This window comes from Pseudonocardia sediminis, assembly GCF_004217185.1.
GTDB classification, from domain to species: Bacteria; Actinomycetota; Actinomycetes; order Mycobacteriales; family Pseudonocardiaceae; genus Pseudonocardia; species Pseudonocardia sediminis.
On sequence record NZ_SHKL01000001.1, the window covers coordinates 398,093 to 415,504 of the forward strand.

General features: G+C 72.6%; 14 protein-coding genes and 1 tRNA gene. 5 read left to right on the forward strand and 10 right to left on the reverse strand.

Annotated features, from left to right (window positions below):
* Positions 1 to 3 precede the first annotated feature (3 nt).
* The gene (locus EV383_RS01970; RefSeq protein ID WP_130288321.1) at positions 4 to 558 is read left to right on the forward strand and encodes a dihydrofolate reductase family protein; all 555 of its coding nucleotides are present in this window, start codon (positions 4 to 6) and stop codon (positions 556 to 558) included.
* Positions 559 to 613: 55 nt separating this feature from the next.
* A complete protein-coding gene (locus EV383_RS01975) occupies positions 614 to 1,783 on the forward strand; it encodes a GDSL-type esterase/lipase family protein (protein ID WP_130288322.1) in 1,170 nt (389 codons plus the stop codon).
* Positions 1,784 to 2,222: 439 nt separating this feature from the next.
* Here EV383_RS01975 and EV383_RS01980 read toward each other — a convergent pair whose 3' ends face one another.
* Positions 2,223 to 3,203, reverse strand: coding sequence for an iron-siderophore ABC transporter substrate-binding protein (locus EV383_RS01980; protein ID WP_130288323.1), 981 nt, complete (start codon positions 3,201 to 3,203; stop codon positions 2,223 to 2,225).
* Positions 3,204 to 3,348: 145 nt separating this feature from the next.
* On the opposite strand from EV383_RS01980, the gene EV383_RS01985 reads away from it, so the two are divergent.
* Positions 3,349 to 4,029: a DUF998 domain-containing protein gene (locus EV383_RS01985; protein WP_130288324.1), complete on the forward strand. Its 681-nt coding sequence runs from the start codon at positions 3,349 to 3,351 to the stop codon at positions 4,027 to 4,029.
* Between the two features lie 76 nt (positions 4,030 to 4,105).
* Here EV383_RS01985 and EV383_RS01990 read toward each other — a convergent pair.
* Together EV383_RS01990 and EV383_RS01995 are read right to left on the reverse strand one after the other, a co-directional pair.
* A tRNA-Pro gene (locus EV383_RS01990) sits at positions 4,106 to 4,182 on the reverse strand.
* 36 nt (positions 4,183 to 4,218) lie between these two features.
* Positions 4,219 to 5,160 (reverse strand): metallophosphoesterase, encoded by a 942-nt coding sequence (locus EV383_RS01995; protein ID WP_130288325.1) that lies wholly within the window; start codon positions 5,158 to 5,160, stop codon positions 4,219 to 4,221.
* Between the two features lie 78 nt (positions 5,161 to 5,238).
* On the opposite strand from EV383_RS01995, the gene EV383_RS02000 reads away from it, so the two are divergent.
* The gene (locus tag EV383_RS02000) at positions 5,239 to 5,709 is read left to right on the forward strand and encodes a GatB/YqeY domain-containing protein (protein WP_130288326.1); all 471 of its coding nucleotides are present in this window, start codon (positions 5,239 to 5,241) and stop codon (positions 5,707 to 5,709) included.
* Positions 5,710 to 5,800: 91 nt separating this feature from the next.
* Here EV383_RS02000 and topA read toward each other — a convergent pair whose 3' ends face one another.
* The 5 genes from topA to EV383_RS02025 all read right to left on the reverse strand — a co-directional run bounded on the left by topA (position 5,801) and on the right by EV383_RS02025 (position 13,367).
* On the reverse strand, positions 5,801 to 8,695 hold the full coding sequence (gene topA / locus EV383_RS02005) for a type I DNA topoisomerase (protein WP_423213623.1): 2,895 nt from the start codon (positions 8,693 to 8,695) through the stop codon (positions 5,801 to 5,803).
* Between the two features lie 236 nt (positions 8,696 to 8,931).
* The gene (locus EV383_RS02010) at positions 8,932 to 9,528 is read right to left on the reverse strand and encodes a hypothetical protein (RefSeq protein ID WP_207223728.1); all 597 of its coding nucleotides are present in this window, start codon (positions 9,526 to 9,528) and stop codon (positions 8,932 to 8,934) included.
* Positions 9,529 to 9,604: 76 nt separating this feature from the next.
* Entirely contained in the window at positions 9,605 to 10,198 is a 594-nt protein-coding gene (locus tag EV383_RS02015) for a hypothetical protein (protein WP_130288329.1), read from the reverse strand.
* A gap of 123 nt (positions 10,199 to 10,321) precedes the next feature.
* The gene (locus EV383_RS02020) at positions 10,322 to 10,879 is read right to left on the reverse strand and encodes a hypothetical protein (protein WP_130288330.1); all 558 of its coding nucleotides are present in this window, start codon (positions 10,877 to 10,879) and stop codon (positions 10,322 to 10,324) included.
* 187 nt (positions 10,880 to 11,066) lie between these two features.
* A complete protein-coding gene (locus EV383_RS02025) occupies positions 11,067 to 13,367 on the reverse strand; it encodes a sodium-translocating pyrophosphatase (RefSeq protein ID WP_130288331.1) in 2,301 nt (766 codons plus the stop codon).
* A gap of 426 nt (positions 13,368 to 13,793) precedes the next feature.
* Here EV383_RS02025 and EV383_RS02030 point away from each other — a divergent pair, with 426 nt between their 5' ends.
* Positions 13,794 to 16,169, forward strand: coding sequence for a DEAD/DEAH box helicase (locus tag EV383_RS02030; RefSeq protein WP_423213679.1), 2,376 nt, complete (start codon positions 13,794 to 13,796; stop codon positions 16,167 to 16,169).
* 344 nt (positions 16,170 to 16,513) lie between these two features.
* Here the strand turns inward: EV383_RS02030 and EV383_RS02035 are convergent, their stop codons facing one another.
* Together EV383_RS02035 and EV383_RS02040 are read right to left on the reverse strand one after the other, a co-directional pair.
* Positions 16,514 to 17,032: an Rv3654c family TadE-like protein gene (locus EV383_RS02035; RefSeq protein ID WP_207223405.1), complete on the reverse strand. Its 519-nt coding sequence runs from the start codon at positions 17,030 to 17,032 to the stop codon at positions 16,514 to 16,516.
* Positions 17,029 to 17,409: a TadE family type IV pilus minor pilin gene (locus tag EV383_RS02040; protein WP_207223406.1), complete on the reverse strand. Its 381-nt coding sequence runs from the start codon at positions 17,407 to 17,409 to the stop codon at positions 17,029 to 17,031. The genes EV383_RS02035 and EV383_RS02040 overlap by 4 nt, the downstream gene beginning before the upstream one ends.
* Between the last annotated feature and the right edge of the window lie 3 nt (positions 17,410 to 17,412).

A 17,412-nucleotide genomic window follows, 5' to 3' on the forward strand; every position in this document is an offset into this window, starting at 1 on the left:
ACGATGGGCGTCATCAAGGCACACGAGTTCACCACCGTCGACGGAGTGATCGGTGCTCCGATGTGGACGATGGACTACGAGTTCACCGACGACATGGGTGCCTCCATCGGCGAGCTCACCGGCAGCTCCGAGGCGATCATCTTCGGCCGGACGACCTGGGAGGAGTCGGGCCCGGCCTGGAGCTCTCGGGACATGGAGACCGACCCGGGCGCGCCGTTCTTCAACAACACCCCCAAGTACGTCGTCTCCGGCAGCCGGACCGACGCCGAGGGCTGGAACAACTCGCACCTGCTCGGCGCCTACGACGTCGACACGATCACGAAGTTCAAGGACGGTGTCGACGGCGGGATCTACACCTACGGTAGCGGCACGCTCGTCCGCGCGCTGCTGGCCGACGGCCTGCTCGACGAGCTGCACCTCTACGTCTTCCCGCTCGCGCTGGGCGAGGGGCCGAAGATGTTCCCCGAGGGATCGGGCAGGACGGCGCTGACGCTGGCCGGCACCGAGTCGTTCAGCAACGGCGTCGTGCACCTGACCTACACGCAGCCCGCCTCCTGAACGGCACCGCGGTAAAGATCGTGCGGGGCCGTCGCGTGGCCGACAGGATGTGATCGTGAACGATCACATCACGACCCCGATCACCCCGGACCTGCTGCGCGGGGCGCTGGAGCTCGAACGCACCGAGCACGGGCTCGCGCCGCACCGCCTACCCGTCCGGGCCCGGGCCCAGGGCGACGGGCAGCTGGCGATGGCCGAGGCCCAGCCCTCCGGCGTCCGGGTGGTGTTCCGGACCCGGGCCGGCGTCGTCGAGCTGGACACACTGCGCACCCGGGTCGGCTACCGGGGCATGCCGCTGCGCCCCGACGGCGTCTACGACCTGCTCGTCGACGGTGAGCTGGTGGCGCAGGCGAGCACGACCGGCGGCAAGGTCCTGCTCCTGGACATGGCCACCGGGACCGCGGAGACCCGTCCCGGGCCGGTCGGCACCGTGCGGTTCGACGGCCTGGCGGACCGCGTCAAGGACGTCGAGATCTGGCTGCCGCACACCGAGATCACCGAACTGGTCGCACTGCGCACCGACGCGCCCGTCGAGGCGGTGCCCGCGGGGGAGCGCCGGGTGTGGCTGCACCACGGCAGCTCGATCAGCCACGGTTCCAACGCCGCGAGCCCGTCGACGACGTGGGCGGCGCTGGCCGCGGCGCGCGGCGGCGTCGACCTGGTCAACCTCGGCTTCGGCGGCAGCGCGATGCTCGACCCGTTCACCGCCCGCGCGATGCGTGACACCCCGGCCGACCTGATCAGCGTCAAGATCGGCATCAACCTGGTCAACGCCGACGTCATGCGGCTGCGCGCGTTCGGCCCGGCCGTGCACGGCTTCCTCGACACGATCCGTGACGGCCACCCGACGACGCCGCTGCTGGTCGTGTCGCCGATCCTGTGCCCGATCCACGAGGACACCCCCGGACCGGGAGCGGTGGACATGGAGGACGGCTCGATGCGGTTCAGGGCGACGGGGGATCCGGCGGAACGGGCGGCCGGGAAGCTCACCCTGACGGTCATCCGCACCGAGCTGGCCCGGATCGTGGCGCAGCGTTCCGTCGACGACCCGAACCTGACCTACCTCGACGGCCTCGACCTCTACGGCGATGCGGACCACGCCGACCTGCCCCTGCCCGACCGCCTCCACCCCGACGCGGCCACCCACCGCCGCATCGCGGAGCGCTTCGCGGAGGCAGTGTTCAGCCCGGAGGGGGCGTTCGCGCCTCAGCCGGTGACGGCGTAGCTGAGCAGGACGTTCTCGGAGCCGTCCCGGCGACGCACGTCGAGCAGGGCTCGCACGGCCGATCTGCTAGGCGTTGTGCTCGTTGAACGCCTGGTCGAGCGGCATCGCCATGATGTCGCCGCCCGTGCCCTCGGTGTAGCCGTCCACACTGATCGCGCTGCTCACAACGATCCTGCCCATCGTGGTCCTCCCCGGTTCGTGGCTGTTCTCGCACCGGGGACGGAGCCGGCCGCGGGTTCTCGACATCGGTTCCGGAACTCGTGGTCGGAGGTGGATCGGGCGAGTTCACGTCGTCGACGATGGGCAGTTCGCGACGGACCTGAGGTCGGTGGTGCTCGACGGTGTCGGGCACCACGTGGCGATGGAGGCGCCCGCCCGGCCGGCGGGCGCACTCCTCGCCTCGTCGCAGAGGTCGACGAACCCTCCGAGGGGCCCGGCGTCAGGCGCCGGGGGCCTCGCCGCGCAGTGCGGCCGAGAGCTTCGGGCTGACGTCGTCGATGGCGTAGGACAGCGAGAGCGGGCTGGAGTACCCCAGCGCGCCGGCGAACTCGGTGCCGAAGTCGCCGAGGTAGGCCACCCGGCCCTCGCGCACGGCGGGGATGGCGGCGAACACCGGGTCGGCCAGCGACTCGGCCTTCGTCCGGCCGAGGACCACGATGACGTCGTTGTCCAGCCGGCCCTGCTGCTCCAGCGAGAGGTTCTGGCTGTCCGGCCGGACGGTGAACCCGAGCCCGGCGAACAGTTGGGCGCGCAGGTCGTCGGTACCCATGTTGATCGGCTTGCCCTCCAGGACGAAGTCCATCGACAGGCGCTTGCCCCGGAACTCGGGGTGGGCGGCGATCGCGTCGGTGAACGTGCGACGTGTGTCGGTGATGACCTGCTCGGCCTGCTCGGTACGGCCCAGGGCCTGCCCGGTGATGCGGGTCTGCTCCTCCCAGTTCGCCGGGTTCGTGCCGTCCGGGGTCGACTGGGCGACCGTCGGCGCGATCCGGGCGAGCCGGTCGTAGGTCGGCTTGTCGATGAACGAGTACACGCCGAGGATCACGTCGGGCCGCAGCGCGGCGATCTGCTCGACGGGGAGCGTCGTCGCGTCGAGCACCTGCGGTGTGGGGCCGAGCGGCGGCTGCGGGAGCCACGGGCGCTGCTGGAACGGGAAGTCGCCGATGAACTCGCGCTCGGCGACCGGCTGCACGCCGAGGGCCATCGCGAAGTCGGCCTCGTTGTAGCCGATCGTGACGACCCGCTGCGGTGCGCGCTCGATCGTCGTCGAGCCGAAGGCGTGGTTCAGGGTGACCGGGAACGCGCCGCCCGCGGCGGGCTCGGCCGACGGTGCGGTGTCCTCGCTCCCGGACGAGCAACCGGTCAGGACGAGGAGCAGGACTGCACCCGCGGAGAACGCGCGCAGCAACGATCGAGGCATATCGGTTCCTTCCGTGATTGAGGGTGAACTTACGTAAGGAGAGGGTTGTCTGTCCTTTGACAAAGATCACCGGCGCGCCGCCGCCTGCGACCGGATCGATCGAACGAATGACGACCCCGCGCGCCGATCACGCAATGGTGGGGCGATGACGTCGTCCTCGACCCGGCGCGATACCGCGACACCGGCGAAGAGCGCATCAACCCGTGTGTCGTTCGGGCTCGTCCTGCTGACGCTGCAGCTCTTCTACGTTCCGCTGGAGCTGCTCGTCGCCGGTGCGGTGACCGTGCCCTACGACCTGGGGAGCGGCACCATCAGCGAGCTCGGAGCCGTGACGTGCGACGAGTACGCCGGGCCGGCCGGGGCCCTGGCGGTGTGCTCGCCCTGGAACGCGGCGATGAACGGCACCTTTGTCGCCTCCGGACTTCTGATGGTCATCGGGGTGCTGCTCAGCCGTCCGATGCTCAGGCCCGGCGCTCTCGGTGCCACCGCGGTCGGGGCGTGGGTGGTCACCGGGCTGGGGTCGATCGGCACCGGGCTCGTGCCGCTGGACGTCTCGCTCGACGTCCATCTGCTGGTGTCGACGCCCGTCTTCGTCGCTCAGCCGGTGGCGCTGCTGCTCACGGCGGCGGTGCTGCCCCGGCCGAACCGGTTCCTCGCCGCGACCGCCGCCGGGCTCGGGCTCGTCGCGACGGTGGCCGCGGTGGTGTTCCTGTTCGGAGGCCTGCCGGAGATGGGCGGGGCACTGGAGCGGCTGATCGTCTGGCCGGCCACCCTGTGGCTCGGCGTCACCGCCCTGACGCTCTGGATCCGGCAGCGCCGCGAGTGATCGTCGGGCGCGTCACCGACCAATGACGAAGGCCCTGGTCTCCGACTCTTGCGAGTCTCTGACCAGGGCCCTTGTGTGGTCGGGGTGACAGGATTTGAACCTGCGACCTCTTCGTCCCGAACGAAGCGCGCTACCAAGCTGCGCCACACCCCGAAGTTGCGCGGGCATCCCCGCGAACCATGGAGAACTCTACCCGACGCTCCTCCCGGCCGACGCGGGGGTGTCCCGCCCGGCCGTCGACGTCACCGGGCGCGGCACCAGGGTCAGGAGGGTCGCCTCCGGAGGGCAGGCGAAGCGGACCGGGGCGTAGGGCGAGGTGCCCAGTCCGGCCGAGACGTGCAGCCGCGTGTGGCTGCCCCACCGCGACGCCCCGCGGGCCCGGGAGCGGTCGATCCCGCAGTTGGTGACCACCGCGCCGTAGCCCGGGATCCGGAGTTGCCCACCGTGCGTGTGGCCGGCCAGGACGAGGTCGCAGCCGTCGGCGGCGAACCCGTCGAGCACGCGCGGCTCGGGGGAGTGGGTCAGGCCCAGGCGCAGGTCCGCGGCGTCGTCGTGGCCGGAGATCCGCGGGTAGCGGTCCAGGTTCAGGTGCGGGTCGTCGACGCCGGCGATCGCGATCGTCCGGCCGTCGACGGTCAGGTGGTGACGGGCGTGGGTGGCGTCGAGCCAGCCGTGCTCGCGGAAGGCGGCGCGCAGGTCCGTCCACGGCAGCTTCTCGCCGTGCACCCGTCGGGTGTCGCCGCGGCGTAGGTAGCGGGCCGGGTTCTTCGGCGTGGGGCCGTAGTAGTCGTTGCTGCCGAACACGAACGCGCCCGGCCGCTCGAGCAGCGGGCCCAGCGCGGCCAGGACGCCGGGGACGGCGGCGGTGTGTGCGAGGTTGTCCCCGGTGTTGATCACCAGGTCCGGCTCCAGGGACGCCAGCTCGGACACCCAGCGGATCTTGCTCCGCTGACCGGGCGTCAGGTGCAGGTCGGAGACGTGCAGGAGACGCAACGGTCGGGCGTCGGCGGCCAGGACGGGCAGCGTGGCCTCACGCAACGTCCAGTGCCGGCGTTCGATGCCCACCGCGTAGGCGAGCGTGGCGGCGCCGGTGGCGACGGTTCCCAGAGCGATGCGGGACCAGGTGTTCACGAATCCCAGGGTACGACCCGATCACCCGGGAGGAGCGAGGGCGGAACGAGCACCGGCAGCGGACTAGTGTGCACGACCGTGACCACCCTCAAGGAGCAGTTGCGCACCGACCTCACCGCCGCCATGAAGAGCCGCGACGAGCTGGTCAAGGCCACCCTGCGCCTGACCCTGACCGCGATCGGCAACGCCGAGGTCTCGGGCACCAGCGCGCGTGAGCTCTCCGACGACGAGGTGCTCACCGTGATCACCAAGGAGTCGAAGAAGCGGGCCGAGTCGGCGGAGGCGTTCGCCGCGGCCGGGCGTGACGAGCAGGCCGCCCAGGAGCGCGCGGAGGCCGAGGTGCTGGCCCGCTACCTGCCCACCCAGCTCTCCGACGACGAGGTCGACGCCCTCGCCCGCCAGGCCGTCGCCGACGTCACCGCCGAGACCGGGGAGCAGCCCGGCCCGCGTCAGATGGGCCAGGTCATGAAGAAGGCGAACGCCGCCGCGGAGGGCCGCGCGGAAGGTGGTCGCATCGCCGCAGCCGTGAAGAAGCAGCTCGTCGGCTGAGCCGGGCCCGCACCGAACAGAACGAGCGTGAGGTTCGTGGCGTAGGTCGCCGCGAACGTCACGCTCGTTCGGTCTGTCCAGCCCTGCCGGGTTACTTGGCGGGGGTCTTGCGGGTGGTCGTGCGTTTGGCGGGGGCCTTCTTCGCCGTCGTGCTCGTCGTCTTCTTGGCCGCCGCCGTCTTGCTCGTGGTCGACTTCGCGGGAGCGCGCTTGGCCGGGGCCTTCTTGGGCGGGGCCTTGGCGCGGCGCTCGGCGAGGAGCTCGGAGGCGCGGTCGTCGGTCAGCTCCTCGACCGAGTCGCCCTTGCGCAGGCTCGCGTTCGACTGGCCGTCGGTGACGTACGGGCCGAAGCGCCCGTCCTTGATCACCATTTTCTGGCCGGTCGAGGGGTCCTCACCGAGCTCGCGCAGCGGCGGCTGGGCCGAGGCGCTGCGTCCCCGCTGCTTGGGCTGGGCGTAGATCGCCTGAGCCTGCTCCAGGGTGACCGTGAACAGCTGCTCCTCGTCGGTCAGCGACCGCGAGTCGGTGCCCTTCTTCAGGTACGGCCCGTAGCGGCCGTTCTGGGCGGTGATCTCCTCGTGCGACTCCGGGTCGGTCCCGACGACCCGCGGCAGCGACAGCAGCCGCAGCGCGTCCTCGAGCGTCACCGAGTCCACGGCCATCGACTTGAACAGCGAGCCGGTGCGCGGCTTCGGCTTGGCCGGGGCCTTCTTCTTCGCGCCGGTCGCCGTCTCGGCCGGGGCCTCCGGCTCGGGCAGGATCTCGGTGACGTACGGGCCGAACCGGCCCTCCTTCGCCACGATCTCGTGCCCGGTGACCGGGTCGGTGCCCAGCTTGCGGCCCTCCTGCGGCACCGAGAACAGCTTCTCGGCGATCTCCGCGGTGAGCTCGTCCGGCGGCAGCTCCTCGGGCAGGTTCGCCCGCTGGGCCTTCTCCTCGACCATGCGCTCCAGGTAGGGGCCGTAGCGCCCGACCCGGACCACGACGTCGCGGCCGTCGGAGTCGGTGAACATCGGGATCGAGTTCACCGTCCGGGCGTCGATCTCCTCGAGGTTCGCCCCGACCAGCTTCTTCAGACCGCCGGCGCGGGCGACGGAGCCCTCACCGCCCTTGGCGGCGCCGAAGTAGAAGCCGTTGAGCCAGTCCGTACGCGAGTCCGACCCGGACGCGATCGAGTCGAGGTCGTCCTCCATCGCGGCGGTGAAGTCGTAGTCGACGAGCTGGCCGAAGTGGTGCTCCATCAGCCCGATCACCGAGAAGGCGACCCAGGACGGGACCAGCGCAGAACCCTTCTTCCACACGTACCCGCGGTCCAGGATCGTCTTGATGATCGAGGCGTAGGTCGACGGGCGGCCGATCCCGAGCTCCTCGAGCCGCTTGACCAGGCTGGGCTCGGAGAACCGCGACGGCGGGTTCGTCGAGTGGCCCTCGGCGGTCAGCTCGGCCGCGGTCAGCGCCTGGCCCTCGGTGAGCTGCGGGAGCCGCGACTCGGCGTCGTCGGCCTCGCCGCCGCTGCCCTCCTCGACGGTCTCGACGTAGGCCTTGAGGAACCCGGGGAAGGTGATCGTGCGCCCGGACGAGGCGAACGTGACCTCCTCGCCGGTGCCGGCCGTCCCGGTGATCCGGACGCTGATCGACGTGCCGCGCGCGTCGTTCATCTGCGATGCGATCGTGCGCTGCCAGATCAGCTCGTAGAGACGGAAGTCGTCGCCGTCGACCTCGCGGGCGATCTCGCCGGGGGTGCGGAAGGCCTCGCCGGCGGGGCGGATGGCCTCGTGCGCCTCCTGGGCGTTCTTGACCTTGCGCGTGTACTGGCGCGGCTTGTCGGCGACGTAGGCGTCGCCGTAGAGCTCGCGGGCCTGGCTGCGGGCGGCGGAGATGGCCGACTCGGACAGCGTCGTCGAGTCGGTACGCATGTAGGTGATGTAGCCGTTCTCGTACAGCCGCTGCGCGCCGCGCATCGTGCGCTCGGCGGAGAACCGCAGCTTGCGGCCGGCCTCCTGCTGCAGCGTCGAGGTCATGAACGGCGCGTAGGGCTTGCGCGTGTACGGCTTCGACTCGACCGAGGAGACGGTCAGGTCGCGGCCCTGCAGCGCCTCGGCCAGACGGCGGGCGCCGCCCTCGTCGAGGACGCGGACCTCGTTGCCCTTGAGCTTGCCGTCGGAACCGAAGTCGCGACCGGTGGCCACCCGGGTGCCGTCGACGGCGACCAGGCGCGAGCCGAACTGGCGCGGGGTGGCCTCGGCGCCGGCGTCCATCGTCGCGGCGATGTCCCAGTACTCGGCGGAGCGGAACGCGATGCGCTCCCGCTCGCGCTGCACGATCAGGCGGGTCGCCACCGACTGCACGCGGCCCGCCGACAGGCGCGGCATGACCTTCTTCCACAGCACGGGGGAGACCTCGTAGCCGTAGAGGCGGTCCAGGATCCGGCGGGTCTCCTGCGCGTCGACGAGGTCCTGGTCGAGCTCGCGGGTGTTCTCCGCCGCCGCCCGGATCGCCGACTCGGTGATCTCGTGGAAGACCATCCGGCGGACCGGGACCTTCGGCTTGAGCGTCTCGAGCAGGTGCCAGGCGATGGCCTCGCCCTCGCGGTCGGGGTCCGTCGCGAGCAGGAGCTCGTCGACCGACTTCAGGGCCTCGCGCAGCTCGGAGACGGTGCTGCGCTTCTCCGGCGTGACGATGTAGAGGGGGCTGAACGCGTTGTCGACGTCCACGCCCAGGCGGGCCCAGGACTCGCCCTTGTACTTGGCCGGGACGTCCGCGGCGCCGCGCGGCAGGTCACGGATGTGACCGACCGAGGACTCCACGATGTAGTCGCTGCCGAGGTAGGGCGCGATCTTCTTCGCCTTGGTGGGGGACTCGACGATCACCAGCCGCTTGAGCGGGCGGCTCGCCGCCGTGGCCGTTGTGGTGGGTGTCCGGGGGCTCCCGCCGGCCTCTGTCGCCTCGGCGCGTGTCGTGCCCGAACTGGTCGTTCCCGTTGCCACCTGGTCATACCCCATCTCTCCGGCCGCGTCGCTCTCTCGTGGCGACGTCCTCGCCGTTCTCAGGCCGCTCGTCGCGGCCCGTGTGCGGCGGCCGGGACGGCGCATCCACCCGCAGGTCGACGCCCGGTCTCGGTTCGCACGATCTCACACCGTCGCACAGCCGCGCGGCGGGAAGAACCCCACCGCCGTCGGTCGGGTGCGTGACGAGCACCCTATTCCTACCCGGATCCGGCAGGTCAGGCGGCCGGTCGCCCTCGGTGACGGGGCCACTCCGCCGGATCCAGACCGGACGGCGCGGGGCCGACGAGCTCGACCAGCCGGGCGAGGCGACGGGACCCGTGGATCCTCAACGCGGGCCCGGGAACGCCGCATTCCCCGGTCGCCAGCCGCGCCGGGGGAAGGCCGGCCCGGGTGGTCGCGGCGACCAGCGGTCCGTGCGTGTCGACGGCGTCCGGGTCGAGCAGTAGCAGGTAGCCGCCGCGCAGGTCGGCGCAGCCCGCGGCCAGGGCCCACAGCCGCAGGGTGGCGCCGTCGAGCTGGAAGCCGGCCGGGACGCACTTGCCGCCGCGCGGGCCGGTCCAGGCCCGGGCCAGGGGCACCAGGTCGCGCCGGTAGGCGCTGCGCATCGAGGCGCCGTCGTCGTCGGCCCGCAGGGTGACGTCCCGGGCGGCCACGACGGCCCGCAGCGCCCGCTCACGGCCGTCGTGCGGCAGCGGGACGTCGAGACGGGCCGTGTCACCCGCGCCGAAGCGCGCGATCCGTCCGGGCCCGCAGAGCAGCCCGGCGAGGTCGGCGAGCCCGGCCGGGCGGGCCTCCGCGGAGAACAGCGACATCTGCGGCACGGCCGCAGGATAGAACGAATGTTCGACGGAGTCGATCGCGACCCGCCGTCGATCTCCCGGCGGTGCGTCAGCTGGGCTTGGCCAGCTGGTTGAGCTGCTTGCACTTCGGGGCCGCGGCGACGGCCTTGTCCAGGCGGGGCGTCGCGCCGAGCTGGTTGAGCCCCTGCGCGGCACCGATCGTGGTCAGCTTGTCCTGGGCTGCCTTGAGCTTGCCCTCGAACCCGGCGACGTCGGCCGGGTTCGCCGAGTCGACGTCGGCCTTGGCCTGCCCGACGGTCGTGCCGGTGCGGGTCAGCAGGTCGCCGATCGCCTTCGCGAACTGGTCGCCACCGGTGACCGGCGAGGCGCCCACGGCCTTGAGCTGGGTCTGGCCCTGCCCGATCCCGCCGGCGACCCGGCCCAGGTACTCCGAGAGGCGGGTCTTGATGCCGCCCAGGTCGGCACCGTTGTAGTCCGGGCGGGCCGAGAGCGGCTGGTAGTAGGACAGCAGCGCGCCGCAGACCTTGTCGCCCCAGACCACCGGGTCGGCACCGGGGCCCGCGGTGGGCCGCGGTGCCGGGTCCGCGGACGGCGTACCGGCGACCGTCGTCGAGCAGCCGCCGGCGAGCAGTGCGGCGATCAGGGCGGCGGCGGCCACGGCCGGCCGGGCGAAGGGGGCCATCGTCGGCGCTCCTCGGAGTTCTTCTCGGGTGGGCTCGGGGGAGACGCGGCCCACGTGCGCGCGGCGCCCCTGCCCGCTGCGGGGCGGGGAGCGCCCGTTGAGACGGTATGACGACGGCGCGCCTCAGCCGCCGCCGCCCTCCCCGTTCGCGGGTGCGGGGGCCTCGGGGGCCGGGGACGCACTCGCGCTCGCGGCGCGGGAGACCTCTCCGAGACGACGGCAGTTCGCCGAGCTCTGGGACGCCGCCGAGAGCTCCGCGTTCGACGTCAGCCCGGCGAGTGCGGTGTCGCTCTGCAGCCGGGAGACCGGGGCGAGCGCCTCCGGGAGCTTCTGTTGAAGAGCGGCCGGGTCACCGGTGTCGAGGGCGTCGACCTGGCTCTTCGACGTGGCGAACGCCGTACGGATGTCGGTCAGCGAGTCGCGCAGGCGGGTGCTGACGGCCTCCCCGTCGTCGACCGGGGCGGCGCCGAGGCGTTGCAGCGTCTCCAGGGTCCCGTCCAGGGCGGTGGTGGAGCGTCCGAGGTAGTCGCTGATCCCGCGGGTGGTCGCGGCCGGGTCCGCGGCGGCCGCGGGCGGCGTCGTCGCCGTCTGCACGAACGGCAGGACCGCCCCGCACATCTGGTCGGTCCACTGCTCGGCGGTGATGCCCGACCCGCCGCAGCCGGTGACCGTCACGGCCACGGCCGCCACGATGCCGCTCACACGGATGCGACCGCGTGCACCCTGACGTTCGCCCATCTGCTCCTCCAACCGGATGGATCCTCGCCGGTCCGGCGATCGGAGACTAGCCGAACCGGGTGAACGCGACGAAGGCCGCTCACCCCGCGAACAGGGTGAACGGCCTTCGTGGTCCGGCGTGCGGAGCGGTCTAGCCGACCGTGCTCTCCGCGGGGGTGTCGGTGATCGACGACGTGCGCCGCTTCGACACCACGACCGCCGCCGCGATGACCGCGACCGCGACGAGCGCGATCACGATGCGGATCACCGGCGAGGAGCCGGGGACCGACAGCGCGACGATGGCCGGGGCGATCAGGACCGCGACCAGGTTCATCACCTTGATCAGCGGGTTGATGGCCGGGCCGGCGGTGTCCTTGAACGGGTCACCGACGGTGTCACCGATGATCGTCGCCTCGTGGGCGTCCGACCCCTTGCCACCGTGGTTGCCGTCCTCGACCAGCTTCTTGGCGTTGTCCCAGGCACCACCGGAGTTGGCCAGGAAGATCGCCATCAGGACGCCGGTCGCGATCGCACCGGCCAGGTAGCCGGCCAGCGGGCCGACGCCGAGGCCGAAGCCGACCGCGATCGGGGCGAGGATCGCCAGCAGGCCCGGGGTGGCGAGCTCGCGCAGCGAGTCCCGGGTGCAGATGTCGACGACCTTGCTGTACTCGGGCCGCTGGGTGCGGTCCATGATGCCGGGCATCTCGCGGAACTGGCGGCGGACCTCGAACACGACCGCACCCGCGGCACGCGTCACGGCGTTGACCGCGAGGCCGGAGAACATGAACACCACCGACGCACCGATGATGACGCCGACCAGGGTGTTCGGGCTGAACACCTCGTAGGCGAACGAGGTGCCGACCTGGTCGGCGGCCACGCCGGCCGAGTCCAGCGCCTGGCTGATCGCGTCGCGGTAGGAGCCGAACAGCGCCGTCGCGGCGAGCACGGCCGTCGCGATCGCGATGCCCTTGGTGATGGCCTTGGTGGTGTTCCCGACCGCGTCGAGCTCGGTCAGGATGTCCACGCCGTCGCCCTCGACGTCACCGGACATCTCGGCGATGCCCTGCGCGTTGTCCGAGACCGGGCCGAACGTGTCCATCGCGACGATGACGCCGACCGTGGTCAGCAGGCCGGTACCGGCCAGCGCGACCGCGAACAGCGAGACCACGATCGAGCCGGACAGCAGGAACGCACCGTAGACCGCGGCCGAGATGACCAGGGCGGTGTAGACGGCCGACTCGAAGCCGATCGAGATGCCGGACAGGATCACGGTGGCCGGGCCGGTCAGCGACGACTTGCCGACGTCCTTGACCGGGGAGTCCTCGGTGCCGGTGTAGTAGCCGGTGATCTTGAGGATGACCGCGGCCAGCACGATGCCGATGATCACGGCGACCGACGCGATCAGGCGCGGGTCGGCGGTCAGGGCGGCGACCGAGGCGTCGGAGGGGTTCGTCAGCTCGCCGAAGGTGCCCGGCAGGTAGACGAACGCGGCGATGATCGACAGCACGCCGGCGAACGCCGCCGACAGGTAGAAGCTGCGGTTGATCGCCTTGAGGCTGTTCTCGCCCTCGCGCGCCTTGGTCAGGTAGACACCCAGGATCGCGGTGACGACACCGATCGCCGGGACGATCAGCGGGAACAGCAGGCCCTGCAGGCCGAACGCCGCGGTGCCCAGGATCAGGGCCGCGACCAGGGTGACGGCGTAGGACTCGAACAGGTCCGCGGCCATGCCGGCGCAGTCGCCGACGTTGTCGCCCACGTTGTCGGCGATGGTGGCGGCGTTGCGGGGGTCGTCCTCGGGGATGCCCTGCTCGACCTTGCCGACGAGGTCGGCGCCCACGTCGGCGGCCTTGGTGAAGATGCCGCCGCCGACCCGCATGAACATCGCCAGCAGGGCGGCGCCGAAGCCGAAGCCCTCCAGGACGCGGGGCGCCTGGCCGGCGTAGACCAGCACGACGACGGCCGCGCCGAACAGGCCCAGGCCGACGGTGAACATGCCGACCACGCCGCCGGTGCGGAACGCGATCCGGGTCGCGGTGACCCGGCCGTTCGGCTCACGGGCGGCTGCGGCGACGCGGATGTTGGCGCGTGTGGCCAGCCACATGCCCAGGTACCCGATGACGGCCGAGAAGACCGCGCCGATGACGAAGAAGATCGACCGGCCGATGCGTTCACCCATGTCCTCCGCCGGAAGGGCGAACAACAGAACGAACACGATCACCGCGAAGATCGCGAGTGTGCGGAACTGGCGGTTGAGGTACGCCGTGGCGCCTTCCTGGACCGCGCGGCCGATCTCCTGCATCGAGGTCGTGCCCTCGCCGTAGGAGAGCACCTCCTTGATCAGCAGACCGCCGACGGCCAGGGCGACGAGGGCGACCACCGCGACCACACCGACAACGGTGAGATCTCCCGCTCCGAGCTCGAGGCCCTGCGCGAGGGTGGACTGGAACATCCGTCCTCCTGGTTCAGTGGATTCATCCGACCAGGGTCGACCGCGGCGGCCGGTGCACCCGCGGGTGCCCGCCCGACGACGGCATCCCTGGCGTCGACAGAGCGCGCGGCGGAGCCGCGCGTGTATACAGCGCCCACGCCGGAGGGGTCCGGTGCCGGGCGCGTGCAGTGTAGAAGTGTGGCTCACCTCGCACTGCGGCGGGCGTCACAACGTGCGAAAAGGTTCCCGTCGTGATCAACAACACAGATCGGTCCACGGCTGCGGGACGGCGTGCGGTGGTGGCTGATCGGCCGTTGTCGGTGCGGTGTGCCAGCCTGGCTCTCCGTGGACACGTCGGCGATCGGTCAGGGCACGCAGGGCCCCGTCGACGGCGGTTCCGGAGCGGGGGCCGCCCGGTCCGAGCGTGGGCTGGAGCTGCTGCGACGCGTGCTGGCCGGGTCGGGGATCGATCCCTCGCGGGCGTCCGACGGCACGGGAGCCCCCGACCTCGACTCCACCCCCGACGCCGATGACGCCGGGGAGCCGGACAGCCTCCGGCACGTGATCCGGCTCCCGCCGCGGGAGGGCCGGGTCGCCGACTGGCCGGACTGGGTGCCCGACCCGCTGCGGGAGTCGCTGGTGGCGCGGGGTGTCGAGCGGCCGTGGAGCCATCAGGCCCACGGCGCCCAGCTCGTGCGCGACGGGCACGACGTCGTCGTCGCGACCGGGACGGCGTCCGGGAAGTCGCTGGTCTACCAGCTGCCGGTGCTCGCGGGCCTGCACGACGACCCGCGCGCGACCGCGCTGTACCTGGCGCCGACCAAGGCACTGGCCGCCGACCAGCTGCGCGCGCTCGGGGAGATCGCTCCCGAGGGCGTGCGGCCGTCGTCGTTCGACGGGGACACCCCGATGGACGAGCGCGACTGGGTCCGGAAGCACTCGCGCTGGGTGTTCAGCAACCCGGACATGGTCCACCGCTCGCTGCTGCCCTGGCACGGGCGCTGGTCGGCGTTCTTCCGCAGGCTCGAGTTCATCGTGGTCGACGAGTGCCACACCTACCGCGGCGTGTTCGGCTCGCACGTGTCGCTGCTGCTGCGACGGCTGCTGCGGGTGGCCGCGCGCTACGGCGCCCACCCGGTGGTCGTGATGGCGTCGGCGACGGTCGCCCGGCCCGCGGAGTTCGCGTCCCGGCTCACCGGGCGCGACGTCGTCGCCGTGACCGAGGACGGCTCGCCGCACGCCGGACGGACCGTCGCGTTCTGGGAGCCGCCGCTGCTGCACGAGATCACCGGGGACAACGGCGCCCCGGTGCGCCGCGCCGCCGGGAGCGAGGCCGCCCGGATGCTCGCCGACCTGGTCCTGGAGGGGGCGCGGACGCTGGCCTTCGTCCGCTCCCGGCGCGCCGCCGAGCTGACCGCGCTGGGTGCGCAGCGTCAGGTCCGCGAGATCGACCCGGACCTGGCGGAACGGGTGGCGTCCTACCGCGGCGGCTACCTGCCCGAGGAGCGCCGTGCGCTCGAGTCCGCGCTGGCCCGCGGCGAGCTGCTCGGGGTCGCGACGACGAACGCGCTCGAGCTGGGCGTGGACATCTCGGGCCTGGACTCGGTGGTGCTCGCCGGGTTCCCGGGCACCCGGGCGTCGTTCTGGCAGCAGGCCGGGCGTGCCGGGCGCGAGCGCGAGGAGGCGCTGGTCGTGCTCGTGGCCCGCGACGACCCGCTCGACACCTACCTGGTGCACCACCCGTACGCCCTGGTCGGGACGCCGGTGGAGACCTGCGTGCTGGACCCGACGAACCCGTACGTGCTCGCCCCGCAGCTGGCGTGCGCGGCCGCCGAGATGCCGCTGACGACCGTCGACGTGGCCGAGATCTTCGGCGGAGCGCCCGCCGAGGAGGTGCTCGACGCGCTCGTCGAGGAGGGGGTCCTGAGACGGCGCCCGGCGGGCTGGTTCTGGCCGGACACCGGCGTGCGACCGGCCGCGACGGTGGACATCCGCGGGTCCGGACTGGGGCAGGTCGCGATGGTCGAGGCCGCGACCGGGCGGATGCTCGGCACGGTGGACGGCGGCAGCGCGCCGGGCACCGCGCACCCCGGTGCGGTGTACCTGCACCGCGGGGAGAGCTACGTCGTCGACGAGCTGGACCTCGAGGCGGGGATCGCGCTGGTGCACCCCGAGGACCCGGACTGGCGCACCGAGGCGCAGTCGGTCTCCGACGTCGAGGTGCTCGACGTGGCCTCGGAGCGCCGGACCGGGCCGGTGCGGGTGTCGTTCGGCGACGTGTCGGTGAGCAGCCAGGTCGTCGGGTACCGGCGCCGGACCCCGGACGGGACGGTGCTGGACACGACGGCGCTGGACCTTCCCGTGCAGACGCTGCGCACCCGGTCGGTCTGGTACACGATCGACGACGAGGCGCTGGCCGGCATCGGCCTGGACCAGGCCCGGATCCCGGGCGCCCTGCACGCCGCCGAGCACGCCGCGATCGGCCTGCTCCCGCTGTTCGCGATCTGCGACCGCTGGGACATCGGCGGACTGTCCACCGCCCTGCATCCGGACACCGGCCTGCCCACGGTGTTCGTGCACGACGGTCATCCCGGCGGCGCGGGTCTGGCCGAGCGCGGGCACGCTGTGCTGGGCCGGTGGCTCGCCGCGACCCGTGCGGCCGTGCGCGACTGCGAGTGCCGGACCGGGTGCCCGTCGTGCGTGCAGTCGCCGAAGTGCGGCAACGGGAACTCGCCGCTGGACAAGGCCGGCGCGGTGGCGGTGCTGGACCTGGTCCTGGGGGCGCTGGGGGAGGACGACGCCTCGTCCCCGGATGCGGGCTGAGATCCGCGGCGGTGCCGCCGGTCCGCCCGTCGGGGGTTGAGCGGACCGGCGGCGACCATCGTTGCGGCGGAGCCGGACGGGAAGTCGTCCAGCGCTCCGGCCCACCGCGGTCTGGGGAGCGGTGCCGTCGGTGCGTGACCGGGGCGACCTGCCGTCCCGATGACGCGACCCACCCAGTAGGACCGATGTCGACGACGCTGACCAGGTTCGGCCGCGGAATCGTCGCCGATCGGTTCCACACCGACGATGAATCGCAGCGGTACCACGCGGTTCGGTGAACGACATGGTGGTGCAAATTCGTCTGCCGTTCACCCGGGGCGGCGTACCGCTCATCGAGATGTTGATCACTCTGCACCGGCCGGGGATGTACCGGGGTCGGACGAACCGGGACGTACCGGTGGCTCCGGCTGCTCCGCCTGCTCCGGCGGTGGCACCGCCGCCGGGGACGGCACGGGCCCGGCCCGGGCGCGGGCTCCCGCGGGGCCTCGGCCGAGGAACGTCCAGGGGCGGTCGACCTCGACCTCCACCAGGGCGTCCCAGCCGTCGAGTCGGCAGCGCCGGACCGTCGCCCCGGCGTGACCGGCCACGGCACCGGCGGCGCGGCAGGCCGTGTCGACGCCCTCGACGGTGTGCCCGGCCGCGGCCAGCGCGGACAGGTCGGCGGCCGACTCGGCGACGTGCCGGGCCCGCACCCCGGACGCCAGATCCACCCCGACCAGTCCGACCACCAGGATCACGCCGGAGACCAGCGCGGCCCAGACGGTGGCCGAGCCGGTGTCGCCGCGCAGGCGTCCCCCGGCCCGTCCCGCTCCGGCCCGTTCCGCTCCGGAGTGGCTGCTGCAGGTCGGGCGGGTCCCGGTCACGGCGGTGCTCCGGACCCGGTGGACGCGGTGTCCGCCGGAGCGCTGTCGGGCAGGGCTCCCGGGTCCGGGAGGGCACCGGGTTCGACGACCGCCGCCGCGGTGCCGCTGACCTCCATCGGCAGCAGCCCCACCGGCGTGACGGCGACGACGACCGTGACGGTGTCGCCCTCGGTGCGCACGTCGAGCCGCGCGCCGCGCGGGGCGATCCCGGCCGCGGCGGACATGCCCCGCTCGGTGTCGCCGCGCGCGGCCATCCGGGCCAGCTCACGTGCGGCGTCGACGCAGCGCACCGAGGCCATGACGGTCGCGACGGCGCCGATCGCCGCGGCGGCGACGAGCACCAGCGTCCCGATCGCCACCGCGGCCTCGACGGTCACCGA

Coding starts and splice junctions, on each gene's coding strand:
- EV383_RS02010 (WP_207223728.1), bottom strand. CDS start 9,528: ATGTCGCTGTTCTCCGCGGAGGCCCGCCCGGCCGGGCTCGCCGACCTC.
- EV383_RS02025 (WP_130288331.1), bottom strand. CDS start 13,367: ATGTTCCAGTCCACCCTCGCGCAGGGCCTCGAGCTCGGAGCGGGAGAT.
- EV383_RS01985 (WP_130288324.1), top strand. CDS start 3,349: ATGACGTCGTCCTCGACCCGGCGCGATACCGCGACACCGGCGAAGAGC.
- EV383_RS01980 (WP_130288323.1), bottom strand. CDS start 3,203: ATGCCTCGATCGTTGCTGCGCGCGTTCTCCGCGGGTGCAGTCCTGCTC.
- EV383_RS02015 (WP_130288329.1), bottom strand. CDS start 10,198: ATGGCCCCCTTCGCCCGGCCGGCCGTGGCCGCCGCCGCCCTGATCGCC.
- EV383_RS01970 (WP_130288321.1), top strand. CDS start 4: ATGGGCGTCATCAAGGCACACGAGTTCACCACCGTCGACGGAGTGATC.